The sequence below is a fragment of the Streptomyces xantholiticus genome (genome assembly GCF_014651015.1).
GTDB lineage: Bacteria > Actinomycetota > Actinomycetes > Streptomycetales > Streptomycetaceae > Streptomyces > Streptomyces xantholiticus.
On the sequence record NZ_BMWB01000001.1, the window covers coordinates 892,621 to 917,060 of the forward strand.

16 protein-coding genes are annotated in these 24,440 nt (G+C 70.9%); 6 read left to right on the forward strand and 10 right to left on the reverse strand.

The annotated features are described in order from the left end of the window. Entirely contained in the window at window positions 1–2,325 is a 2,325-nt protein-coding gene (locus IE198_RS04215) for an ABC transporter permease (RefSeq protein ID WP_189882668.1), read from the forward strand. 66 nt (window positions 2,326–2,391) lie between these two features. Here the strand turns inward: IE198_RS04215 and IE198_RS04220 are convergent, their stop codons facing one another. Both IE198_RS04220 and IE198_RS04225 read right to left on the reverse strand, forming a co-directional pair. Next, window positions 2,392–3,696, reverse strand: a complete 1,305-nt coding sequence (locus tag IE198_RS04220; protein ID WP_189882670.1) for a S1 family peptidase — start codon at window positions 3,694–3,696, stop codon at window positions 2,392–2,394. Window positions 3,697–3,849: 153 nt separating this feature from the next. Further along, a complete protein-coding gene (locus IE198_RS04225; protein WP_189882672.1) occupies window positions 3,850–4,344 on the reverse strand; it encodes a hypothetical protein in 495 nt (164 codons plus the stop codon). 137 nt (window positions 4,345–4,481) lie between these two features. Between IE198_RS04225 and IE198_RS04230 the strand changes: the two genes are divergently transcribed. Both IE198_RS04230 and IE198_RS04235 read left to right on the forward strand, forming a co-directional pair. Then, window positions 4,482–5,387: a polysaccharide deacetylase family protein gene (locus IE198_RS04230; protein WP_189882674.1), complete on the forward strand. Its 906-nt coding sequence runs from the start codon at window positions 4,482–4,484 to the stop codon at window positions 5,385–5,387. 174 nt (window positions 5,388–5,561) lie between these two features. Beyond that, window positions 5,562–6,452 (forward strand): DMT family transporter, encoded by an 891-nt coding sequence (locus IE198_RS04235; RefSeq protein ID WP_229833733.1) that lies wholly within the window; start codon window positions 5,562–5,564, stop codon window positions 6,450–6,452. A gap of 6 nt (window positions 6,453–6,458) precedes the next feature. On the opposite strand, the gene IE198_RS04240 is transcribed toward IE198_RS04235, so the two are convergent. The 4 genes from IE198_RS04240 to IE198_RS04255 form a co-directional block, all read right to left on the reverse strand. Continuing rightward, window positions 6,459–7,571, reverse strand: a complete 1,113-nt coding sequence (locus tag IE198_RS04240; RefSeq protein ID WP_189882677.1) for an AI-2E family transporter — start codon at window positions 7,569–7,571, stop codon at window positions 6,459–6,461. 114 nt (window positions 7,572–7,685) lie between these two features. Continuing rightward, window positions 7,686–7,883 carry a hypothetical protein gene (locus IE198_RS04245; RefSeq protein ID WP_189882679.1) on the reverse strand — a complete coding sequence of 66 codons (198 nt, stop codon included), beginning with the start codon at window positions 7,881–7,883 and terminating at the stop codon, window positions 7,686–7,688. Between the two features lie 10 nt (window positions 7,884–7,893). After that, window positions 7,894–8,526, reverse strand: coding sequence for an ATP-binding cassette domain-containing protein (locus tag IE198_RS04250; protein ID WP_229833719.1), 633 nt, complete (start codon window positions 8,524–8,526; stop codon window positions 7,894–7,896). Between the two features lie 23 nt (window positions 8,527–8,549). After that, window positions 8,550–9,227 carry an AIM24 family protein gene (locus tag IE198_RS04255; RefSeq protein WP_189882681.1) on the reverse strand — a complete coding sequence of 226 codons (678 nt, stop codon included), beginning with the start codon at window positions 9,225–9,227 and terminating at the stop codon, window positions 8,550–8,552. A 72-nt stretch (window positions 9,228–9,299) separates the two neighbouring features. On the opposite strand from IE198_RS04255, the gene IE198_RS04260 reads away from it, so the two are divergent. Continuing rightward, entirely contained in the window at window positions 9,300–10,088 is a 789-nt protein-coding gene (locus IE198_RS04260) for a peptidyl-tRNA hydrolase (RefSeq protein WP_189882683.1), read from the forward strand. A gap of 231 nt (window positions 10,089–10,319) precedes the next feature. Here the strand turns inward: IE198_RS04260 and IE198_RS04265 are convergent, their stop codons facing one another. The 4 genes from IE198_RS04265 to IE198_RS04280 all read right to left on the reverse strand — a co-directional run bounded on the left by IE198_RS04265 (window position 10,320) and on the right by IE198_RS04280 (window position 20,367). Continuing rightward, on the reverse strand, window positions 10,320–11,048 hold the full coding sequence (locus IE198_RS04265; RefSeq protein WP_189882685.1) for a helix-turn-helix transcriptional regulator: 729 nt from the start codon (window positions 11,046–11,048) through the stop codon (window positions 10,320–10,322). Window positions 11,049–11,790: 742 nt separating this feature from the next. Next, the gene (locus IE198_RS04270; RefSeq protein WP_189882687.1) at window positions 11,791–14,574 is read right to left on the reverse strand and encodes an ATP-binding protein; all 2,784 of its coding nucleotides are present in this window, start codon (window positions 14,572–14,574) and stop codon (window positions 11,791–11,793) included. 5 nt (window positions 14,575–14,579) lie between these two features. Further along, window positions 14,580–17,354, reverse strand: coding sequence for an AAA family ATPase (locus tag IE198_RS04275; RefSeq protein ID WP_189882689.1), 2,775 nt, complete (start codon window positions 17,352–17,354; stop codon window positions 14,580–14,582). Between the two features lie 67 nt (window positions 17,355–17,421). Next, entirely contained in the window at window positions 17,422–20,367 is a 2,946-nt protein-coding gene (locus IE198_RS04280; RefSeq protein ID WP_308426785.1) for an AAA family ATPase, read from the reverse strand. 1,335 nt (window positions 20,368–21,702) lie between these two features. On the opposite strand from IE198_RS04280, the gene IE198_RS04285 reads away from it, so the two are divergent. Then, complete coding sequence (locus IE198_RS04285; protein WP_308426779.1) at window positions 21,703–22,467, forward strand: thioesterase II family protein; 765 nt, start codon at window positions 21,703–21,705, stop codon at window positions 22,465–22,467. A gap of 286 nt (window positions 22,468–22,753) precedes the next feature. Continuing rightward, a complete protein-coding gene (locus IE198_RS04290) occupies window positions 22,754–24,406 on the forward strand; it encodes a GMC oxidoreductase (protein ID WP_189882694.1) in 1,653 nt (550 codons plus the stop codon). Window positions 24,407–24,440 lie beyond the last annotated feature (34 nt).

The following is a 24,440-nucleotide window of genomic DNA, read 5'->3' on the forward strand; positions in this document are numbered from 1 at the left end:
GTGCGGGCCACTCTGCGCTGGGCGCACGCCGACTTCCGCGCACACCGCGGCGAAGCCCTCTTCGTCGTCCTCGCCAGCGCCGGGATCATCGCCTCGCTGCTGCTCGCGGGCGCACTGTTCAGCTACGCCGCCAACCCCTGGCAGCGCATCTTCAACCAGTCCCAGGGCGCCCACATCTGGCTGCACACCCGGGCGGGCGCCGATACGGCCGACCTGTCCGGGCTGGACGGCGTCGCCGCGCTCTCCGGCCCCTACCGGACCGGCGCCACCACCGTCGAGTTGCAGGGCGCACGGGCGGCGGTGGCGCTGCGGGCCGCGCAGACCCGGCCGCCGGAGGTGGGGCGACCGCTGGTGACCTCCGGGAGCTGGCTCGCTCCACCCGACGGCGGCGGCGCGGCCGGCACCGTCGTACTGGAGAGCTCGGTCGCCCGGGCGCTGTGGGCCGAGCCCGGTGACACCGTACGGGTCACCGGCCAGGACGGCGCCGTGAGCAGACTGCGGGTGACGGGCGTCGCCGAGGCGGCGGAACCCCGCTACCAGGCGGGCGGCGGGCCCGGGATCGGCTGGGTGCTGCCGGACACGCTCGACGCTCTCGCCCCGGACGACACCGGGCAGAGCGTGGGCCTGCGGCTGAAGGACGCCGGTGACACCGACTTCATGGTCCAGCGGGCGGTGACCCTGCTCGGCGCGGACCGGGTCGCCCAGGTCACCAAGTGGCAGCAGGCCCGGGCCGAAGCCGGCGGCGACGACCGGCTGCTCGGCCAGCTCTTCGCGGTCTTCGGGCTCGGCGCGCTGCTGGCGGCCGCGCTCGCCGCGTCCGGGGCGATCGGCGCCCGGGTGCGCGGGCAGCTGCGGGACATCGCCGTGCTCAAGGCCGTGGGCTTCACCCCGGGACAGGTGGTACGCGGCTTCCTCGTGCAGCATCTGGCGTTCGCCCTGCTCGGCGTCGCTCTCGGAACGGCGGCGATCGCCTTCCTCGGAGAGCGGATACCGGGCCGGATCGGCGATGCGGCCGCCCTCTGGCAGGATCTGCCCGGCCACGCGGCGCTCATGACCGGCGTCCCGGGCGGCGCGATCCTGCTGATCGCGGCGGCGACCGGGCTCGCGGCCTGGCGTGCGGGGCGGGTCCCGCCGGTCCCGGTGGCCCGCGCCGCACAACCGTCGGCCGCGCCGATGACCGCGCTGGGGCGGCGGGCGCTCGGGATGCGGTTGCCGCCGGCCCTGGTGCTCGGCTGGCGCTCGGCCTTCCCGCGCCGGGGCCGTACGGCCGTCGCCGTGGGCCGTCTCGCACTGCCGCTGGTACTGATCACCGTCGCGCTGGTGGCCTGGTCCACGCTGGACCAGTTCCGCAGCCGGCCCGCCGACATGGGGCTTCCCGCGGCACTGACCGTACGGGCACAGCAGCCCGGCGGCCCCACGGAGGACGAGCTGCTGCGGACCGTGGCCGGCATACCGGAGGTCACCGCCGTCCATCCGGGCGCCGAGATGGCGGCCCTCGTCCCCGGCCAGACCGGCACCATCACGCTGCGCGGGCTCGGCACCGCTCAGCAGCCGTATCCGGCGGCGGTCGCAGAGGGCCGGGCCGCCCGCGGCGCCGACGAGGCGGTCGCGGGGCAGGGACTGCTCGACCTGCTGGGCGTGCGGGTCGGCGACTGGGTACGGATGACGGTCGAGGGCCGGCCGCAGATCCTGCACATCGTGGGCCGCAGCATCGAACCCGAGTCGGGCGGACGGATCATCTCCACGACCCTCGACGCCCTCAAGAACCGAGATCCGCAGTTGCGGCCCGACTTCCACGCACTGGTACTGACCGAGGGCTCGGACCCGCGGACCGTACGGGCCGCTCTCGACGAGGCGGCGGGCGGGACGCTGGAGATCCGTGAGACACCCAACCCCGCCGACCGGCTGGAACCGGTGCGCGGAGTGATCGCGGCCCTGATCGCCGTACTGGCCCTCATCGGGCTGACCGAACTGCTGACGCTGATCGGCGTCGGGGTGCGCGACCGCGGCCGGGACCTGCTCGCGCTGAAGGCGATCGGGCTGACGCCCCGCCAGATCGGCTCTGTCATCGTGATCGGCGCCGGGCTGACGGCGTTGGTGGCGGCCGTGGCGGGGACGACGCTCGGTGCGCTGTCGGGGGTGTGGTTGGTGGACACCCAGGGCAGCTCGAGCGGGATGGGCGCGGGCATCGCCCATCTGCCGCCGTGGCCGGTGCTGGTGGCGGTCGTGGGCGGCGCCGTGGCCGGAGCTGTGGCGGCGGCCTCACTGCCGGCGACGCGGACGGCGCGACGGCGGCTGGCGGACTCGCTGAGCGAGACGCTCTAGACACGGTCCGGGGGCGTGCGGAGTGCCGCACGCCCCCGGATCTGTGGGGAGGAGAAAGGTCTCGGCTCAGTTGCCGTCGAAGTCGCCCTGGTCCTGACCGGCCTCCTGACCGGCCTCGTCCTGACCGGCCTCCTGACCGGCCTCCTGACCGGCCTCGTCCTGACCGTCCTCGTCCTGACCGGCCTCGTCCTGACCGCCCTGCTCCTGGTCCTGGTCCTGACCCTCACCTTGGCCTTGGTCGCCGCCGACGTCACCCGCGCCGATCTGCGCGCCGACCGCAGCCAGTGCCGTCGTCACCGGCTGGAAGAACGTCTCGCCGCCCGACGTGCAGTCGCCGCTGCCGCCCGAGGTCAGCCCGATCGCGCTGCCGTCACGGGTGAAGAGGGCACCACCGCTGTCGCCGGGCTCCGCGCACACGTTCGTCTGGATCAGCCCGGTCACCGTGCCCTCCGGATAGTTCACGGTGGCGTCCAGACCGGTGACCTGGCCGCTGTTCAGACCGGTGGTGCTGCCCATGCGGAACACTTCCTGGCCGACCGCTGCGTCGTCCGCGCCCACGATGTCCAGGGTCTCGCCGTTGCCGAGGTCGACCGTGCTGGGCGCCTCGGTGGCGGGGTCGTCGTACGTGACGAGGGCAAAGTCGCCCTCGCCGGGGAACGTCGCCTCCTGGACCGTACCGATCGGGGCACCGTTCGGGTCCTCGGACCACTGGTCGTCTGCGACGCCGCAGTGTCCGGCGGTCAGGAAGCCGGGCTGCCCGTCGCCGGTGGTGACGTTGAAGCCGAGGGAACAGCGCGACCCGCCGCCGAAGATGGCGTCGCCGCCCTCCAGGAAGGGCTTGAACTCGCCGGCGGTCTTCTGGATGCGGGCCATGCCGGAGTCGAGTGACTTGACGGCGGACTCCAGCCGGTTCCAGCTGTCACCGGCGACCGTGCGGTCCGCAGTGACGAGGACCTGGTTCGTCCTCGGGTCGACGGCCCAGGCCGTGCCCGGGATCGTGGCCTCACGGGCCAGCGTGTCCGCCGCGGACTTCAGCTCGCCCATGCTGTTCTCGACCGGCCGCGCGACCGCGCCGGCCTCGTTGACCTGGACGATCACCTCGTTGCTGTCACCACTGACGTTGACAATGACCTGTTGCTTGTCCGCGTCGTAGTACGCACCTGCATACGCGTCGCCGAGCTCCGGGCCCAGCTGCGAGACCAGGTCCTGGGCCGCCGAGGCGCTCAGCGTTCTCGGCTCCCCCTTCGGCTCGGAACCGGAGCCGGACTGCGATGCGTTGGCGTGGGGCAGCAGCATCGCCGCCGCGGCGACGCCCACCGCCCCCGCTCCTGCAAGCACGGCCTTTCGCTTGGGTATTCGCCTGTGACTCAACTCGCCGCCTCCTGCGGGGATACGGAATCCGGTTGCCGACGACAGACCGGGGGGACGCGTCCGACCGTTGATACGGACGAGGCGGGAGTTGTACTCATCACAACTGCGAAATTCACTGCCTGACGTGATGTCAGCAGCCGTACGTGGAACCGCTCATGAAGGCAACCGGGAGCCGCACCGGCTGCAGTAACGGGCGCCGGCGTCGTCGGCCGGGTGGTCGCAGTCCGGGCAGATCCGGTTCAGCATGCAGGCCGGTTCCCCGCCGGGGGCGGCTGCACGGACGACGGGCGCGTTGCCGATGGTCATGCCAGGGCGACGGCGGTGCACCGTGACGTAGGCGAGGCCGTCGGGGCCGGCGGACAGGGCACGCTCCGTGCCGTGCGGCAGCCAGGCCACGCATCCGGGTTCCAGCTGCTGCGGCTCCCCCTGGGCCACCAGTTCGCCGCCGCCGTCGACCACGCACACCAGCACGTCCAGGTCGGGTTCGACATGGGTGACGCCCTGGGTGCCGGGCAGGAGCCGGACGAGGTTCGCGTCCAGCTGCCGGGCGACAGGATCCAGTCGCCAGAGCGCACCGCTGCGGTCATCCGGGGCCGCCCGCAGATCCGCCTTGCCGGCGAGCACGCCGGCCCTCGGGGGCATTGCCATGCCTTCCTCCAGAGCACACGGGCCATAGGACCCAGAGCATCATTGCACAGTGCAATCCAGCGCCTGAACCGTCATCCGGACTCCTGACAGGGGACGCAACCCCGACGCAGGAGCATGTGACCCCATTCAACGGCCACATGATCATATATTTTCCGACAGTGATCAGATCTGCACGGAGATTGACCGCTTTGGCCTTGGCTGCCCTGGCTGCCGCACTCGCCGGCTGCGGTACTCCCGGCCACCGCCCGGAGGCCGCCCCACGGCCGTCACCGCCGAAACCGTCGCCGTCCACCACGACGGCTGCGCCGACCATGGCTCCCGGGCCGGGCGGCCGTGCTCCGGTGTTCATGCGCGCCACCGGCGGCGGCAGCGCCACGGCGAAGACCGTCGCCCTCACCTTCGACGCCGACATGACCGCCGACCAGGGCCCGCGTGCCGCACGCGGCGAACGGTTCGACAACCCGGCGCTGATCGACGCACTGCGGAAGCTGAAGGTCCCCTCGACCGTTTTCATGACAGGCCGCTGGGCCGAGGAGTACCCGGCCCAGGCGAAGGCCATCGGGACCGACCCCCTCTTCGAAATCGCCAACCACTCCTACAGCCATCACTCCTTCAGCTCCCCCTGCTACGGCCTCCCCGAGATCGGCGCCGAGGACATGCTGGCGGACGTGCGACGGGCCTTCACCGCGTTCGAGCGGGCCGGGGCGCGCAATGTGGTGCCGTACTTCCGTTTTCCCGGCGGCTGCTACGACGACGCCGCGCTGCGGGCCGTGGCGCCGGCCGGGGTCACCACCGTTCAGTGGGACGTCGTCAGCGGCGACGCCTTCGCCACCGACGCCGACGCCGTGGCCGAGCAGGTGCTGGACCATGTGGCGCCCGGGTCGCTGGTCGTCATGCACTGCACCCGCAGCGCCGCGCCCGTCACCGAGGAGGCCGTCCGCCGGATCGTCCCCGAGCTGCGCCGGCAGGGCTACCGGTTGGTCAAGGTCTCCGAGCTGATGCGGCAGTCCGGTCCGGCCGGTCCCCCTCGAACGACGCGGTGACGCGCCGCTGACGGCCGTGAGCGCCCCGGTCCTGTGGTCGGCGGGCCGTTCGGGCACAGGGCCCGGCTCCGATAGCGGGCACGGCGGCCCATGGGCACCATGGCAGAAGGCGGGCGCGCGGCGCCGGCGGCGTACCGCGACCCGCCCCACAGTCGACTGCCGGAGGCCGACCACGTGCACACCCTGCTGCCGGTCCTTTTCGCGCTCTGCGCAGCCCTCAGCAACGCGTTCGCCACCGTGCTGCAACGCAAGGCGGCTCTCGCCGTACCGCGCTCGGAGGGCTTCCGCGCCGGTCTCATGCTCGATCTGCTGCGCCGGCCCGTCTGGTTGGCGGGCATGCTCGCCGTCGTCGTCGCGGGCGTCTGCCAGGCGGTGGCGCTGGGAACCGGGCCGCTGACGATCGTTCAGCCGCTGTTCGTCCTCGAACTGCCGCTCGCTCTGGTCCTGGCGACCCTGCTGCTGCACGGCAGCCTGCCGCGAACCGGCTGGGTGGCGGTGGCCGGTGTCGTGGTGGGTCTCGGCATCGCCCTCGCAGCGGCATCGCCGTCGGGGAACCGTACCGATGTACCGGCGGACCGCTGGGTCATCGCCCTCGCCGTATGCGCCGCGGTGGTCCTCGCGCTCTCCGCCGCAGCCCTGCGCCGCCCGGAGGGCCGTGCCCGCGCGGCCTGCCTCGGCGCGGCCACCGCGATCAGTTACGCCGTCACCGCGGCCCTGATGAAAGAGGCGGTGCACATCCTGGACGACCACGGCCTCGGCGCGTTCTTCACCGCCTGGCAGACCTACGCCTTCGCGGCGGCCGGAGTGACCGCGCTGTTCCTGCTGGAGAACGCGATGCAGGCGGGTCCGCTGGTCGCCTCCCAGCCCGCCCTCACCCTGGGCGACGCGGCCGTGAGCCTGACCCTGGGCATCCTCCTCTTCGAGGAGCACGTCCGCACCGGCTGGTGGCTGCTCCCCCAGGCGGCCGGGGTGGCGCTGGTGGTGGCCGGTGTCATGGCCCTGGCCAGGTTGCCGCTGGCCGAGTCCCTGGTCGCCACCGAAGAGCCCGCCGCCACGGTGCCCTGACCCCGGTCAGCCCTCCCCGCCGGACGGGCGCGCCGCGCGCAGCGCCTGCCGGACCGACCAGACCACGGCCACGAGCGGCACCGCGGCGACCGCGCCCACCACACCCGCGGCCACGGCCCCGCCGACGACCGACAGCGCGACGACCACGGGATGCAGCCGGACGGCCCAGCTCATCACGATCGGGTGCAGCAGATGCCCCTCGATCTGCCCGATGACGACGATGAGGGCGACGACCACGGCCGCGATCAGCGGGCCCTCGGACGCGAGGGCGACCACCGCGGCCACGGAAAGGGCGATGGGTGAACCGACGAGGGGGATGAACGCGGCGAAGAACTCCAGCAGGGCCAGCGGCAGCGCGAGCGGAACGCCGAGGGCGAACAGGGCGATCCCCACCAGGATCGCGTTGGTGGCCGCCACCAGGAGAATCCCGTGGGTGTATCCGGTGAACGTCCGCCAGGCGGCCCGGCCCGCGACCTTCGCGCGCCCCCGGGCGGCAGGCGGCAACTGATCGCAGAACCATCCCCACTGCCGGTCGCCGGAGTGGACGAAGAAGACCGAGCAGAACAGCGCGAGCGCCAGCACGGTCAGCACCTCGACCAGCCGTCCGGCACCGCTCAGCGCCTCGCTGACCACGGTGGACCGGTGACTGGACATCAATTGGCCGATGCGGGACTGGATGTCGGTGAGGGCCTCCGGGTCTACCCGGAACGGGGGCTGCTCCAGCCAGTTCTCGATCCTCTCGATGCCCGCGCGGAACTCCCGTACCAGCGTCGTCCGCTCGCCCGCGACCGCTTCCCCGACCAGGGCGAACACGCCCAGCACGAGCACGATGCTGCCCAGCAGGGAGCAGGCGACGGCGAGCGGACGCGGCATGATGCGTGCGGCCAGACCGGCCACCGGCCGGAGCACGGCGGTGACGACCAGGCCGAGGAACACAGCCACCGCGATCTCGTGGAACCGCCCCAGCAGCGCGAAGACGGCGTAGACGGCGGCGGTCACCACGAGGATCCGCCAGGCGTACGCGGCGGCCGTCCGCAGCGCGTCCGGCACCCGCGACGTCTCAGCGGTGGACGGCGCACCCGTGGGGCGCTCCTGAGGGTCCGGCGACCTGGGGGGCATGCAGATGCGCGTACCACCCGACGCGCCGTGCCCCGCGCGTTCGGTGCATGGTTCGCCCGAAGGCACGCGGGAGGGGCCCGCCGCAGGGCCCGGCGGGTCGATCGGGTCGAGAGGTCAGCCGGAGCAGGCGGTCCGCTCCGCCTCCCGCCATTCGCAGACCGGACACAGCGGCGCGCCCTTGACCGACTCCGGGTACTCGGTCGGCTCACGGCACAGCACGCATTCGGCGAAGGGGCCGTCGGCGGCGGCGCGGGCCCGCTCGGCCGCCCGGCTGCTCTCCGGGGCCTCGCGGTACGGCTGGTGCTCGTCCATACCTCCGACTCTAGCTCGCGGCTGTGCCGCCGTCCGAGCCGCGCAGAGGTGCCAGTGCGGACGCGAGGGGGGCCGCCGCCGCGGCGGTCGGCGCCGCCGTGAGAAGGGACAGCAGCGGCCATGTCACCGTCCCGGTCCGGGCGCCGGTGACCAGGCCGGTCACCGCCTGCTTCGCGGGCGACCCGCTGGTGACCAGCGCCAGCGGCGCCAACAGTGCGGTCGCCGCCGGCGACGATCCGCGTGCGTGCAGCAGCGGCCGGGTGCACAGGGCGCCGACCGCCGTGCCCAGCAGGACGCAGACCGCTGCGGTGAGCATCCCCGCGGCCGTCGCGGGCAGCCGTGGGACCGCCACCCGGTGGTCGGCGCTCGACGGGCCGCTGATCAGCGCGACGACGGTCACGGCCACCGTGCCCAGCACGGCCGCGAAGGCGGCGGCAGCGGCCGTGACGCTGCGTGCGGGCGGCGGCTCCCGTGTTGCGCAGCTGCGCACCAGCCACGCGGTGACGATGCCGGCGAGCAGCCGCAGCAGCGTCGACTTGCCGCTGCCGTTGGTGCCTTGGACGCGTACCAGGGTGCCGGGGCGCAGGTCGAGATCGACCCCGCGCAGCACCCATGGGCCGCCGAGGCCGTGGCGACGGCCCACCTGTCGCAGTTCCGGTTGTGCTCTCAGTTCTGGGACGCCTTCTGCGGGGTGAGCTCGCTGGGCCGGACGATCACGAAGCCCTCGCCCTCCAGCTTGAGCTGCACCGCTTCGCCCGAGCCTCCGCGGATCATCGAGCCGATGGACTGGGAACGGTGCAGCGACGTGTGCAACTGGGCGCTCCAGCCGAGGACAGCGTCCGTGTCGACGAACACCGGCTGCTGGTGGGAGACCGGGATGACGATGGGGCTGCCCTCGCAGATGACCCCCAGCTTGCCGTAACCGGTGAAGACGCTGTTGAAGAGACCACCGCCGGTCATGCCTGCGCCCTTCACCGTCTTGATCTCGTAGGAGAGCGTCGCGTCGAAGCAGAGCACGTTGCGGCCGTTTATGGTCAGCGCGTCGCCCTGTTCGATGTCGACGATGAAGCAGTTGGCCGCCTCGTGCGCGAACCACGCCTCGCCCTGGCCTCGTACGGCCATCAGCGGCAGCCCCTCGCCGGTGACGGCACGTTTGAGCATGCCGCCGATCCCCTGGCCCTTGCGCTCGAACTGGAGATTGCCCCGGAAGGCGATCATCGAGCCCTGGCGCGCGTGCATCTCGCCGTTGACCGCGTACTTGATCGACTTGGCGTTCTGCAGCGTCATTCCGGGCACCGCGGCCTGTTGGGCCATGTTCTCTGTGGAGAAAAGATCGCTCTTCATGGGACGCATCGTGGCCCGGAGGCACTCGTTCCGCCAACAGGCCCCGGGCCGGGGGCTGGCAGACTGACCGGCGTGAGCAGCGAAGACACCCGTGAAATCCGACCCGACAGCCCTTTCAGGCACGCGACCTCCTCCCGCGACGCGGCACCGCAGTTCGTCCTGCCGCTGGTGGTACGCATCGAGAAGACCGCGCCGCCGGCCCGTACGGACGCCCTGGAGACCGCCGCACGGGCCGTGCTCCAGATCCTCGCCGACGAGCGCTCCACCGGTGACGGCGAGTGGGCACGGGCCATGCGGGACTGGCAGGACGCCCGTATCCGCAAAGTCGTTCGGCGTGCGCGGGGCGCGGAGTGGCGCAAGGCCGGCACGCTTCCGGGCATCACGGTGACCGGCACAGCCGTGGACACGGAGGCCGGGACGGCGGCGGAGGTGCGGGTCTTCCCGCCCGTACCGCTCGACGGCTGGCCCAAGGAACTGGCCAAACTCCAGGTGTCCGGCACGGAACTGGAGGAACCGCAGCCACCCGCCGCCCCCGACCCGGCCCACCCGGTGCTGTGGCTGAGCCCCGAGGTGGAGATGTCGGCGGGCAAGGCCATGGCGCAGGCCGGGCACGGAGCCCAACTGGCCTGGTTCGAGCTGTCCGAGGCGCAGCGAGAGGAATGGCGCGAATCGGGCTTCGCCCTGTCCGTGCGCACTGCGGAACCGGCAGACTGGCGCGCACTGACGGTAAGCGGACTGCCGGTGGTGCGGGACGCGGGGTTCACCGAGATCGCTCCCGGCTCGTGCACGGTGGTCGCCGACCACCCGTCGCTGAGAGAACGAGCCAGCCGCTCCAGGGGCCTGCGGCGGGCGGGCCGTTGAACGATCCGGGCCTCGGCCGCTTACTTCAGTACCGTCCGGTGGTTTGACCGGCTTGGGTCTGGTCGGCAGTCGACCGGCGGGCCGACCGCCATTCAGCAGGCGGTCGGCACTCATCATCGCGGGCCCGGTCGGCGCACTCGCCTTCGCATTCCCCTTGTGAACCGCCCCGGTTCACACGGGGCAGGCCTGGGCCTCCGACGGACCCGGGGCGGTTCACAGCAATCACCACTGTCAGTTCTTGATGAAGTCCGGAACCACCTTGGGCGGCCAGACGCCAACCTTCAGTACGCCCATGGAGTAAGCACGGGAGACCAGTGCGGCCCGGTTCGGCACACGTAACTCCCGCAGCAGACCAGTCACGTGGTACTCGATGCCCTGCCGGCTCAGGTGCAGCCGTGAGGCGAGCGGGATGGTCGACAGTCCGGAGGCTATGCCCTCAAGTATGCGGGCGTCGATCGGGCTCAGGAGCTTCTTGTTGCGACCACTTACGGCCGACTCCGAGTCGGCCGAACCAGTTCCCGCGTTGGGCATCATGACGAGGATGGACGACTCGTCCGGGAGCCCGCCGCGCACCATGATGGCCGTCAGCGGGACAGTGAACGTGGCGTCGTCCGGTCCCACCGCGATGACGTCGGCGGCGAACCGGTCGCGGCGGCCCGCGGTGAGGCCGGAGAACTGGCGCATCAGCGGCTGCTGGACGCTCGGATGGACCAGGTCACTGAAGGTCCGGCCGCACAGCTCCGCTGCCGATCTGCCGAACTGCCAGAAGAACTCTTCGTTGGCCTGCTGGATGGTCAGGGCATGGTCGAGCCGGGCCATGCTCAGGCGAGCGTCGCCGGCGAACCCCGTCCGGGGTGGCCGACCGTCCTCGAAGACAGGATCGTGGACGTGGGCCTTCGCGGCGGGAAGGGAAGAAGTGACGGAGCTCGTCTGACGTCGTGTGTTGGTGACCTGCGGCATGATCGCCCTTCGTACGGTGGGGTTGCGGTCCGCATGCACAGCGCACTACCGCCTCGGGTGTTCCGTGGTGGAACGCACTCGCCAACGGATCGCGTCGGGTCGAGTCACTCGCTCATGACAACGTTGGCGAAGACGACGCTTTCCTCGTCGCCCCTGGACAGCGGTACGCCGGCCTGCGCAGCAGTCGGTTCTTCGGTGATGGATGGACGGGGACGAACGGGGGACGGTCTGCACAGCGATGGCCCGCCTGAGCCACCGTCGTCCGGCGGACCGTGTCGACCGCGACAGTGACCCCGCCGGCGGTCGTGCACCGCGGGGACTGGGCCCCGGCGTGATGTCAGGTGGGCCACCCCATGCAGGAGAGAGGGACAGCAGGAACGACAGCAACCCACCACCGCCCATGGCCGTCCTTCAGGTGTTCAAAGGGCTCTTCTTTCTTGCGTGAAGTAACAGCCGGGCAAGGATGCGGATCATGGGGCACGCACGTTCACCGACCCCTTGTCGCTCGAACTATTAGTTGAACCCTAGAGATTCCCTGATGATCCGGTCAACGCGATCCGCCCTGCTAGCGCCGATTCTGTGGGGTTACCCCAGGAAGGTTCGGTCAGCGCCACGAACGCCGCACCTTCACTTCGGTACGGTCACAAACGAGCAGGTCACAGAGGTGGCCCCAATAAAATCGCCCGGTCCTTCGATCGAGTTTCGATCGAAGGACCGGGCGGATGCGCGACCGGTTCAGGTCTCAACAATGAGCGTGTGCGTGCGTGTCGTGCAGAACTGCAGCAAGCTGACGCCTGCCCGAAACTCCGAGTTTACGATAGGAATTCGTAAGATGCTTTTCCACGGCCCGTGCACTGACTCGAAGTTCAGTCGCGATTTCCCGATTGGTGAGGCCGCTGACGGCCAATGCGGCCACGCGGCTCTCGGCGCGGGTCAGCACCGCCGCCGCGGTGCGGGCCGAGGCCATGCGTGCCGCTGCCGCGGGCGCCCACGGCACACCGCAGGACTTCGCCAGTTCTCCCGCCTCGCGCAACAACAGGTCCGACTCCGCGCCACTGCCCAGCGTCTGCCCCAGATCCCGCACAGCCTTGAACAGCTCCAGCTCGTTGACGCAGCCACGGAGCGTCTCGACGGCCTCTCGTAGCAGATCGACGCTCGCGCCCGCCCCTTCCGTCAGCGCCTGCAGACGTAGTGCCCGGCCAATGGCTACCGGCGCTCCCCACTCTTTCGCCCTCGAGTACTCCTCGGCCGCGAGTGTCCGGGCGATGTGGTGGTCACCGAGCCGGTGGGACAGGGAGATCGCCCAAGGTCGCCACGGGAAGAGAACGGGGTTGCGCCACCCGGCGCACTCCAGTTGTCGACCGCAGTGCATGGCGGTGTCCAGTGCCGCGGCGGCATCTCCCGCCCGAGCCTGCTGCGAAATCTGCAAAAGGCTGAGCAGCGCGGCCGGGACCGGCCCCGGCAGTTGTCCTGGCGCCTCCGTCGCCATCCGCGTCTCCGATTGCGCATCGCGTGCCGACAGCGTCAGAGCAGCAAGCACGGCGGCATAGAGACAGCGGCGTTCCTCGCTCACGGCCACATCCAGGTCGACGACGCGCTGCGCCCCTTCACGAGCCTGGGGCAACCGGCCCTGCGCGAGTTGGAACAGCTCGCGCTGGGTACGCCGAACGGCACCGAGCGAGCCGTCATCCCTGCTTGTGCTCTGCTGGGCAGCATTCAGCCAGGGCTCGGCATCCTGTACGGAATCGGCCCCCACCAGGGTCAGCAGGACCAGGTGGACCACCGAACCGTGGCCGGGGGCGGTGGCCGGCTCCCATTCCAGGATGCCGCGGGCCTGCCGGGCGACCTCCGCCGCCTCGCCGTCGGCGCCGAGGGCCGACGCGTACAGCAGCACGGCCAACAGTTCGCGGCCACCGCGCGAGCGGACGAGGGCGGAAGGCTCCAGCGCTCGCAGCCTCGCGACGGCATCCGTGAGTTGCGCGTAGTCGCAAAGGCCCGCGTAGCGCAGCCTCGCCTCCAAACGCTGCGCCTCCTCACTGCCGGCGCCTGCCTGGGCATGAGAGCCACCCAGATCCTCGGCAACCCGTCTGAACAGGTCGATCCTCGCGGGGTTCAGGGGGGTGGTCACACAGGGTGAGAGCCGCAGCGCGGCGGTGGCCCGGTCACGGGCCGTGGGGAGCAGGGGCAAAGCCTGAGCGATGTGGCGTTCGGCGGCGGACGCGTCGAAGGACCCCTCAGCGGCGGCCAGTTCAATCAGGAGCCGGGCCCTCGTCCGGTCCTGCTCGACCGCGTCCAGTAGCGCCCGTTGCAAATACCGGGCAGCCGGCTCCGGCGCGCCTCTGTGTGAGGCAGCGTCCGCCGCGCTGCGCAGCACCGGAACGGACCAAGAGTGCTTGGAAGTGGGTACCTCCATCAGGTGGGCAGCGACCTCTTCCGCCGGGCGACCGTATTCGTACAGGATCTCGGCGGCGGCTTCGTGTCGACGCTGGAGCTCGGCGGAGCTCATGGAACACTCGACCGCTTCGCGCACCGCCGGGTGCGCGAAGCGCCACTGGTCCCCCTCAGCCAGCAGCCCAAGCCGGTGCAGCGCGCGCAGTGCCGTCGCCAGGCCGACGTCGTCGAGGCCCGCGAGCCGGCCGACAAGGCGGCAGTCCTGCTGTCCGTCCCGGGCGGCGATGGCGAGCCCGGCCGCCGCGTCCCTGAACGGTTGCGGTTGCATGAGCAGGCAGCTCGTGATCCGGTCCCGGAGCCGGGCAGAGTGCAGCGAGCGTGCCAGGTGGGCGTTGCGGGCCAGTGGCCGGCAACCGGTCATGGAGAGCTCAGAGAGCCCGGAGAGAAGGAAGAGCGGATTGCCCCGGGAAGTCTCGTGACACGCCCGCACGAACTCCATGTCGGCGGGCTGTCCCAGGTGCTCGCGGACGAGTTCCCCGGTGGCGGCCAGGGACAGCGGTCGGGGTCGCAGGACGTGCGCCGCGGCCGCCGCGACCTCCTCGACCAGCGGGTCGCCCGCACCGGGATCGCCGTCGCGCAGTGTGCACACGAGCAGCATCCGCAGGCCCTCCAGGCGCAGGCCGAGATGTGCGAGCCAGCGCAGCGACCAGGCGTCCGCCCACTGCAGGTCGTCGACGAGGACCAGCAGAGGTGCCGTGGCGCTCACTTCGGCCAGTAGCGAGCGCAAGTCCCGCAGAATCGTTTCGTCCAATGTGTCGGCGCCGTCGTCCAAGACCTGCCGGGCGGCTCCTGCGCCGGCGAACCAGCGTTCCCGGGCCTGGCCGGATGCTTTGGTCAGCACGCTGTCGAACAGCTGGCGTACCACCCCGAAGGCGAAGTCCCGTTCCCCCGCCGCCGCATTGGCCCGTAACACGTGCACCGTCTTCGGATCGACGCGCTCGGACAGTTCACGCAACAGCGCCGATCGACCTATTCCCAGGGGGCCGGCCACCAGAAGGAGTGAAGAGCTCCCTTCGGTGGCAGCGCGCAGAGCACCCCGTGCCACAGTCAGTTCGGCTCCGCGGTCGAGCAGCATCGCTTTCAGTCTCCTTCCGTCGCGCGGACCAGCGCCCGCAGTTCCTGGCGCCCGTTGATGCACAACTTGCGGTACACCTGGGTGAGCCGGAGCTCCACGGCACGGCTGGAGACCCGCAGCACACCGGCGATGTCGCGGTTGCTGCGGCCCCTGCCGGCGAGCAGTGCGGCCTGCTGCTCGCCGGGGGAGAGCACGTCCCAGCCCGGGATCGGCACCGTTTCGGCGGCCGTTCCTGCCAGGGCACGAGCCCGGGCCGCCATCGGGGCGGCCGCATGGGTGGCGGTCAGCGCGCTCAGTTCGGCCAGCGAGACCGCCGCCAGCCGCCGATCACCCCCGGGGGCGGTCAACTCGGTGGCCGTGAACTCCGCGAGCACGCGGGCGTATTCCGGACCGGTCGGTCCGGGCCGCGCTGCTTCCATGGCCGAGCGGAGGGTGGCCAGACGGTCTTTCCGCGCGGCCACCAGGACGCCGGTCAGCTCGGCCCAGGCGACGCTGCTGCCGATGCCCCAGCGCCGCGCGAGCGTCAGCTCCTGGTCGCTCAGGCGCCGGGCCTCGTCCGCATCACCCGCGGCGTGGCAAGCCAGCGCGGTGAGCGAACGCCAAGGCAGCAGAGCGGGGTTGAGATGGTGACGACTCAGCAGCCGGCGGCCGCACTCCTGCAGCTGGTCCCGCGCCTCCTCGGGGCGGCCTGAGCGCAGTGCGACCACGCCCCGGGCGAACAGCAGATGGGGCCAGTACTCGCTGTGCTCGGCAGCGGACGGCATGGGCATGGTGACGCGGTCACGAGCTCGTTCATCACGTCCGCTCTCCACGTCGACGATGGTGCCGATGCCGTGCAGGTGCGGCAGGACGGCCGCCGACCTCACGAGCAGGTCCACCGCCTGCTCGGCCTCACGCAGGTCCCGCTCCGCCTGGGCAAGCCGGCCACCGCGCAGACGGACTTCGCCGCGCAACGCGAGGAGGCGCGGGGCGGCCAGCCGTAGCCGAACGCCGCCGAGTGTGCCAAGCAACCGGTTCAAGCCGGCTTCCGCCTCGTCCAGCGCGTCGGCGAGGCACAGAGCCTTGCAGGCGGCCAGCGTAGGCTGGACGAGCGGGCTGTCGGAGCGGTGGTCGTGGACCAGGGCCGCGCGCGCCAGGCTCCGGACTTCGTCGAGCGCCTCGCCGTACAGGGCCAGTTGCCAGGCGCGCACGGCGGCCTGGGCGGGTGAGGCCGGACGCCTGGGAAGCGGTGGGACCGAGGGAACGGACACCACGCCGTGCTCCTGAGCGGTGGGGTCGGCGGCCCAGAACAGCGCGAGCATGTCCTCCCGTTCGGCGCCGGTCGCCTCCGTCAGCACGTCCGTGAGAGCGCGCCGCACAGCCCGGGTGCCGCCTGCGGTGATGCCGAGGTCCGCGGCGGCCACCCGCACCGCGACGGGGTTGCCGGGCGTGCGGATCAGCCGCTCGATCCGCAGATCGCCTGCCTCAGGCTCGGTGACCAAGTGTACGGCGGCCAGTTCCAGGCCAAGCAGCGCACGCTCCGCGGGGTCCCGCACCTCCTGCGAGGCCCGGCTGAGCAGTACGACGGCGCGCCCGTGCGTGTCGTCCCGGATCGCCCGGTCCGCGTCCCGTCGCAGCGTCCGCACCGCCCAGGGCGCTGCGATCCGGCGGGCGCCGAGCAGCAGGTCGGCCACCGCCCTGTCCTCGGCTCCGGCGCGATGGGCGAGTTCGGCGGCCTGCGTGTGCAGGTCGGTCCGGTCAGCTGCGTTCATCTCCTCCAGGACCCGCGTGCGGAGGGACGGTTCCACCCGCAGACGGCCGCTCGGCAGGCTCTGGATACCGACCGTCTGCGTCAAGGCGGCGCGCAGCCGGTGCTCGTTGAGATGGGGCGCGCGTGCGAGAGCGCAAACGACCGGGAAGTCGAGCAGCTCTCCGCAGACAGCCAGGGCCCGCACCACCGCGCCCCCTTCCGGGCCGAGCGTGTGCATCGCGTGGACGAGGTGATCGCCGCACACCTCGGTGCCGATCGTGTGGAGAAGGGGCACTCGGGCCGCCACCGGCCGGTGCCCCAGGGCAGCGAACCGCAGCAACAAGTCGTGGAGCACATCGGGTCGGCCGCCGCTGATCCTGCCCGCCTCCGTCACGAACCGCTCATCGTTCCCCGGCCCACAGATCCGCGTGACCGCAGCGGCGATCTCGTGCGGTGACAGCGGTGCCAGGGACAGTTGGTGGCAGGCGGCTGGGCCCGGAGCAGAGCCGAGCGCGCTCAGCCGTCCCGGTTCACCGGCCGCCACTTCGCTGCCGCCGCACGCGACGACAAGCGAAAGACCGGCGGATCGGCGCAACAGCGCCTGGAGCCAGTGCAGCGACTCCCGATCGAGCCAGTGCGCGTCCTCGACGGCCAGGACGGTCGGGTGCTCGCGCACGGTGCGCACCACCCTCGCCAGGCCCGGGAAATGACCGGGTCGCGCCGCCCGATGGCTCGTAGCCATGCCGTCGAGTTGGTCCAGCAGCTGTGTCACCACGGCATACGACCGCTCCGCCTCCGACAGGACGGCGCGGGCGTGCAGCACCCGGCGACCGGCCGTTCGTGCCCGGTCCGCGGCCCACCGGACGAGGGCGCTCTGGCCAGATCCGCCTCCGCCCGTCAGCGTGACCAGCACCGGGCCCGCCGTGTCCAGGTCGTCGACCAGCGCCGCCAGGTGTTTCCGTTCCCGTTCACCGGTGCAGGGCAGCAGGTGTGTGGCGGCCGTCGCCGACTGGGCGTGGTGGAACGGGGAGGAGGTGGCCGCACAAGTCATCCGGTGCTCACCCGGCCCTCAAACCTCCGCCCCTTCGTCCCTGGCGCGTCTTCCGCATGGGGGACATTCACGCTCCCTCCAGCACTGATTCGCCCGGGAGCTGCATCGAGCGGCCCTGGACGGCTCGCAGGGCGACGACGAGCCCGTCCCGTCGACGCACCCCGAGCTTGCGGTAGACATTGGTCAGATGGGACTCGACGGTCCGCACGGTGACGAACAGCCGTTGTGCGATCTGGCGGTTGCTCGCTCCGGACACCGCCAGTCCGGCCACCTTGAACTCGGTCGTGGTGAGCAGGCCCCCGGTCGGCCTACCGGTGGCGCCCGGCATCCGTCCTCCGGCGGTGACCAGCAGGTTGCCGGCCGACTCCGCCAGCGTGAGCGCGCCGCAGCCACCGGCCAGGCTCGCCGCTCTGCGCAGCCGGTCCCGGGCGGTGGTCACATCGCCGTGCATGAGGAGGGCTCGGCCGAGGGCGTATTCAGCCCGGGCGCATTCGGCCACAGCGGGTGAGCGGGACAGGTGGTGCACCGACTCGGCGAGCAGATCGATGCCTGCCCGGCCCGCAGTGAGCACACCCCGTGCGAGCGCGGCGAGGCCGAGGGCGCGTGGCGTTCCCCAGCGGCGGGCGCGTTCAGCTCCCTGGTCGGCGAGTTCCCTGCCGTCGGCAGGGTGGCGCATGGCCGCGAGGATGAGGCAGGCCTCCGCCCACCAAGGGGTGACCACGGGATTCACCACACCGGCAGCCTCCTGCGCCCACCCGCACTCGCGCAGCAGCCGAAGGGCCTGCGCGGGATGACCGGCGGCCCAGCGGGCCCGAGCCCGGGCGTACAGGTACAGCTGGTTTTCGATGGCGGAGCCGCTCGTTTCGGCGCGACCGACCCCGTCCAGCAGGCGCTCCGCCCGCTGGGGCTCACCCTGGTCGACGAGAGCAGACGCCAACACCGCACGCGCCTTCCTCATCCACGCGTCGCTGCCCGATTCGCCCACCGCGTCGATCGCCTCGCGGGCCACGGCAGTGGCGTCGACGACGGCGCCGTCGCGGCGCAGCAGAGTGGATCGTGTGGTCAGTGCAAGTACGCGGGTCCAGGAGGTCGGTTCATCGGCAGTGCGGCGCAGCACGGTGTCGAGTGCGGCGTGCGCATCCGCGGTCTCGTCGGCGAGGGCGAGGGTGACAGCGGCGACGACCTGAAGCCAAAGTGGTTGTTTGAGGGGGGCGGCGGCAAGCACCCGGCGGACCTCGCGCACCGCCTTCTCCCGGGAGTGGCCGGACAACGCGTCGTGCAATGCGCCGAGTGCCGCTGTCTGCAGCGGGTCGTTGAGGCCGGTCCGCACCTGGTGCGGCGCTGTTACGGGGCCGCGGGGTTCCCGGCCCGCTGTGTCGGTTCTGCGCCGTCCGATGAGCAGCAGGACGGTCGCCACCTGGTCGCGCAGGTGTACGTCGGTGTGCGAGTCGTTCGTGAGGGTGTCCCGGGCGGCTTCCAGGGCCTCCAGCAGTTCCGCCCGGTAAGAGGCCGGGAGGGGCACGGCCAGGCAGGCCATGGCGTACTGGATCGCGATCCTGGCTCGTGCGGTGGTTTCTGTGACGTCGGCGAGTGCCGCTCGGAACAGCGCAGCCGCAGCCAGGGGGTCGGTGGGGGTCACGGCGAGCGCGAGTCGCAGTCGGACTTCGGCGTCGTCCGGCTCCGCCTCCAGGGCTCGGCGCAGGAAACCGGCCGCGTCGCTGAAGGCGCCGCGCTGCTCGGCCCAGGCAGCGGCATCCCGCAGTACCGCCGCCATCCACGGCTCGTCGACCTGGGGCAGCTCCATCAGGTGCCGGGCCACCTGCTCGGTCGGGCTGCCGGCGTCGCTGAGCAGCAGGGCGGCGCGCGCGTGCAATTCTGCCCTCTGGCTGACACTGAGCGGCTCGAGAAGCGCGTCCCGTACGGCGTCGTGCACCACCTCCGCGCCATCGGGAGACAGGGCTCCGGCGTGGCGCAGCGCTGTCACCGCCTCCTCGGCCGACGCGCGATCCACGTCCGCCAGGGCCGCGACGTACTTGAGGGGTTCGGTGCCGAGCAGCGCAACGGCAGCCGCGGCGCCACGCAGTTCGGCGCGCTCACGGGCGAGCACGCGCCGCACCGACCTGGCCGCCATGCGAGCGCCCAGTTCCACCGCCTGGCGCGCGACCGACTCGTCCGTGCCGGCACCCCGGCGTCGCAGTTCGCGCAGCAGTCGTACAACGGTCCGCGGGTTGCCGCCGGTCACCGCGGCCACGTCCCGGGCCAGTCGCGGGTGCACCGGTGTCCCGAAGACCTGCTCGGCCAGGCTGCCGACGGCGTCGGTACCGAGAGCCCCGAGGTCCATCACGGACACCGCGGGTTGCGCAAGAAGGCCGGCCCAGGCCTCGGGGGCTCGCAGGCGGGCCTCGGAACGCCGTGCAAGGAGGACCAGCAAGGGGTACCCGGCCGCCCTCCGTAGGAGGAAATCCAGCCAGCGCAAGGAGTGTTCGTCGCAGTCGTGGGCGTCGTCGAGCGTGAGAACGAGTGGCCGATGCGCCATCAGACGTAAGGCATGGCCGTGGAGTCGGCGGAACACCGGGTAAGCGGAGGGGAGGCTGAACCGTTGTGCTCCCCCGGGTCGGGGCAGGAACTCAGCCGGATGACCGACACCCCCGTCTGTCTCCTTGCGGTGTGTGGCCTGCGTGCCCGTCGCCGCGAACAAGGCCCGTAATCCGGAATACGCCCCGGCCCCTCCGGTCGTCTCCCCCCAGTGGCCGCGCAGCACCGTCATGCCCCGGCATACGGGCGTACGCAGCAGCGAGTCGAGCAGAACGCTCTTCCCCAGGCCGGAGGGCGCGGTGAGGATCGCGCATCCGGTATCGCCGCGGCGCGCGGCGGTCACCCGTGCGACGAGTGCCGCCAGTTCATTGTCGCGGCCGAGCATTACGTCGTGCTGCAGTATTTTTCCATGGTTAACCACGCAACCCCCTCGCACCCTCAACACACGTTTGAACAACACTGCTCGGCGACCGACCATCTCGCGAATTTGCAGCAAATTGCCGCCCGGGTGAGCAGCGCACCCAAACAGCACGAAGGATATTTGCGCAAGCTTGCGAGGACCGCCGGAGCACCCCCCTGGTTCCGGAGGATACCTCCCTTGAGGAGCCGTGATAGCAGGGGCACGCCGTCATGAAAGTTCCCGTCATCGCCTCACTAATCCTGATTCTATAAACTACGACAAAGGTGACGAACAGTCATAAATCTTGATCTTCCAGCTGAAGAAGTCTAAGGAATTCCCGGTGCAGACCATGAGATTGCATAGGGATGCAATGCGGACCTCGGCCTCGGCAACGGGGGCGCCACGAGCTCCACGACAAGAACGATTCCGCGCCGTCGGCGTTCCGGAAATCGGCCGCCCTCCCGCCAGGGCGTGGCACGGCGCCGCCCGGCAGCTCCCACAACGAATTCAGAGGGGTCGAGGGATCAAAGGGCTCGACGTGACAATCAACACACACCGTCTGAACGACTTCGGCGCCCACCACGCAGGTACTGTTCCCGAAGCTTTGACCCATCCCCCGAGAACGCGACGCGATCCGGCCATTCATTTTCGGCCCGCATCCACTCATCGGCACCGGCTCTCCGTCAATCAACCACCCGGACAAGTCCGCTCAGTGCAGACTTCCAAGTAATCTTCCGGGAACGACACTCCCGCTCCTGAAAATTTCCTGATTCAACTTCCGGCCGCGGTTTCCCCTTCTGGAATCCCATCGAGGAAACGCTTTCCCCTCGCGCCGGACCGCACAGGAGACCGGCCCGCCGACCGCATCCTGGCCTGATTCGACTGGCGGCAAGTGGAACCCCTTCGCCCGGCTTCCCGAAACTCGCCGGGTCGGATTCCCCCATCGGCCCCGTCATCACCGCGGTGTCCGACCCTGACGACGTGCTCGAGCAGACCGCCCTTCAGGCAGAACCGCTGCTGACCTTGTTGGGCGCCCGCCTGCCGGGGCGCGGCAAGGCTGTGCGTGCCTCCCGGGGGCGACATTTCTAGGGTTTTCCCGGATGCCCCTGGCCGAGTATCGAAGGCAACCGTCCCGCCCTCCGCGGCAGGCGGCCGGGGTACCGGACCGACCGACCCACAGGAGACCAGCCGGGCGACGCAGCCGGCTTCGACATGACCCGCGAGTCTCTGCCGGTCCGGCGGCACGTGCGGCTCAACGGGCACCACGGCCCGCCGCGTCGGAGCGGGACGCGGTGCACAGTACCGCCGACCCGTGTCCCGGCCCGGCGATCACCGTGCACAAGGACTGAGTACGCGCACCGTCGCAGCCCCGCTGCCCTGTCGCTGCTCCCCAGCAAGAAAGGACCCGAGCTGTTGAACAGCATGGACGACGACCTGGCCAGGTGGGTCAGGCGATATCACCCGGCGCCCGACAACGCCCCCCGGCTGGTCTGCTTCCCGTACGCCGGCGGGTCGGCCAGCTTCTACCTGCCCATGTCGACCGCCTTCTCCTCCAGCGCCGACGTCATCGCCCTGCAGTATCCCGGCCGACAAGACCGCAGGCTGGAGCCCTGTGTCACCGACATCGGGGAACTGGCTGACCGGATCACCGACAGGCTCCTCCAACTGGACGAGAAACCGACCGTGTTCTTCGGTCACAGCATGGGGGCCGTCCTCGCCTTCGAGACGGCGTGGCGACTGGAGCAGAAGGGCTCAGGAGCCGCGCCCCGCGCCCTGATCACGTCGGGGCGCCGGGCGCCCTCCACCCATCGCGCGGAGAGCGTCCACCGGCGCGACGACGACGGCATCATCGCTGAGTTGAAGATCCTTGACGGTACCGACCAGGGGGTGCTGGGCAACGAGGAGATCCTACGCATGGCGCTGCCGGCCATCCGTGGCGACTACGAGGCGATCGAGAAGTACCGCTGCGACGGACAGCGCCGCGTGAGCTGCCCCATCACAGCTCTCACCGGCGACGCCGACCCGCGCACCACCATCGACGAGGCGACGGCCTGGGAGCGGCACACCGACGGCTCCTTCCGACTGGAGGTGCTGCCCGGCGGGCACTTCTTCCTGACGGGGCAGCAGGCCGCGGTCGTGTCCCTCATATCCCGCGAACTCGCGCAGCGGCGAGGTTAGGGCAAACCTCACCCGCCCCGCATGTCACTGAGGTTCAGGCGAAACTGCGCGGCCCGGGCGTACCGGCCCCGAACGAATTCCAGGGACCGCCGCTCCGGATGGGGCATCGCATTTCAGCCGGGCAACTGCCTCCGAATCTCTGGCATATCCCCCAGTCTTTATTGATCAGGATGGTGGAGCCCGGCGGCTCGGGCTGGTCGACAAGGCCCGCAACCACTGCCGGAGCGGCCCCGCGGAACAGCCCCGCGGGGGAGGATCCTGTCTGCGAAGGTCGGGTACTACCAGCATGTTTGAGAACCAGCACCTGTCACGGCGCCGTCTGCTGGGACTGGCCGCCCTCAGCGGCGCCGCCGTCGCCGGAATGACCACGATTTCCGCCGCCCCACGGGCGGCGGCCGCCGACAAGAGGAATCCGCAGGGCGGCAGCGGCTCGTTCGTACCGGCCGTGGTGATCGGTACGGGATACGGAGCCGCGGTATCCGCGCTGCGGCTCGGAGAGGCCGGAATTCCGACGCTCATGCTCGAAATGGGCCAGCTGTGGAACACGCCCGCCGCCGACGGCAACGTCTTCTGCGGAATGCTCGAGCCCGACCGGCGTTCCAGCTGGTTCAAGTCGCGCACCGAGGCCCCGCTGGGCTCGTTCCTGTGGCTGGATGTGATCAACCGGGACATCGACCCGTACGCGGGAGTGCTGGACAAGGTGCACTACGACCAGATGTCGGTGTACGTGGGGCGGGGCGTGGGCGGCGGTTCGCTGGTCAACGGCGGTATGGCCGTCGTGCCGAAGCGCTCGTACTTCCAGGAGGTCCTCCCGCGGGTGGACGCCGCAGAGATGTACGACCGGTACTTCCCGCGCGCCAACTCCATGCTCAAGGTGAACCACATCGACAAGGGGTGGTTCGAGGAGACGGAGTGGTACAAGTTCGCGCGGGTCTCGCGCGAACAAGCGGGTAAGGCGGGCCTGAGCACCACCTTCGTGCCCAATGTCTACGACTTCGGCCACATGCGGCGCGAGGCGGCCGGTGAGGTGCCCAAGTCCGCGCTGGCGGGCGAGGTCATCTACGGCAACAACCACGGCAAACAGAGCCTGGACAAGACCTACTTGGCCGCGGCGCTCGGCACCGGCAAGGTCACCATCGAGACCCTGCACCATGTCAAGGCGATCCATCAGCAGCCGGACGGCAGCTATGTGCTGTCCGTGGACCAGATCGACGCCGACGGCACGGCCGTCGTCCACAAGGAGATCGCCTGCCGCCATCTGTTCCTCGGCGCCGGCAGTCTCGGCTCCACCGAGCTGCTGGTGCGCGCCCGGGACACCGGCGCGCTGCCCGACCTGAACGCCGAGGTCGGAGCGGGCTGGGGCCCCAACGGCAACATCATGACCGGCCGGGCCAACCACGTCTGGAGCCCCACAGGGGCCCACCAGTCCTCGATCCCCGCCCTGGGCATCGACGACTGGGACAACCCCGCCGCCCCGGTCTTCGCAGAGATCGCGCCGATGCCGGCCGGCCTGGAGACCTGGGTCAGCCTCTATCTGGCGATCACCAAGAACCCCGAGCGCGGCACGTTCGTCTACGACAAGGCCACCGACCGGGCCGTGCTGCGCTGGACCCGGGACCAGAACACGCCCGCGGTCGACGCCGCGAAGTCGCTCTTCGACCGGATCAACAAGGCCAACGCGACGACGTACCGCTACGACTTGTTCGGGCCGCAGCTGAAGAACTTCTCCGACGACTTCAGCTACCACCCGCTCGGCGGCTGCGTCCTGGGCAAAGCCACCGACGTGTACGGCCGGGTCGCGGGCTACCGCAACCTCTATGTCACGGACGGTGCGCTCATACCGGGTTCCATCGGAGTCAACCCCTTTGTGACGATCACGGCGCTGGCCGAGCGGAACATCGAGCGGATCATCGCCGAGGACGTCAAGGCAGCGTCCTAGCCTCCGCGTTTCACCTGCGGCGGCGTCCGGATCC

Coding starts and splice junctions, on each gene's coding strand:
- IE198_RS04225 (WP_189882672.1), bottom strand. CDS start 4,344: ATGGCAATGCCCCCGAGGGCCGGCGTGCTCGCCGGCAAGGCGGATCTG.
- IE198_RS04230 (WP_189882674.1), top strand. CDS start 4,482: ATGATCATATATTTTCCGACAGTGATCAGATCTGCACGGAGATTGACC.
- IE198_RS04240 (WP_189882677.1), bottom strand. CDS start 7,571: ATGCCCCCCAGGTCGCCGGACCCTCAGGAGCGCCCCACGGGTGCGCCG.
- IE198_RS04245 (WP_189882679.1), bottom strand. CDS start 7,883: ATGGACGAGCACCAGCCGTACCGCGAGGCCCCGGAGAGCAGCCGGGCG.
- IE198_RS04255 (WP_189882681.1), bottom strand. CDS start 9,227: ATGAAGAGCGATCTTTTCTCCACAGAGAACATGGCCCAACAGGCCGCG.
- IE198_RS04265 (WP_189882685.1), bottom strand. CDS start 11,048: ATGCCGCAGGTCACCAACACACGACGTCAGACGAGCTCCGTCACTTCT.
- IE198_RS04270 (WP_189882687.1), bottom strand. CDS start 14,574: ATGCTGCTCGACCGCGGAGCCGAACTGACTGTGGCACGGGGTGCTCTG.
- IE198_RS04275 (WP_189882689.1), bottom strand. CDS start 17,354: ATGACTTGTGCGGCCACCTCCTCCCCGTTCCACCACGCCCAGTCGGCG.
- IE198_RS04280 (WP_308426785.1), bottom strand. CDS start 20,367: ATGGTCGGTCGCCGAGCAGTGTTGTTCAAACGTGTGTTGAGGGTGCGA.
- IE198_RS04290 (WP_189882694.1), top strand. CDS start 22,754: ATGTTTGAGAACCAGCACCTGTCACGGCGCCGTCTGCTGGGACTGGCC.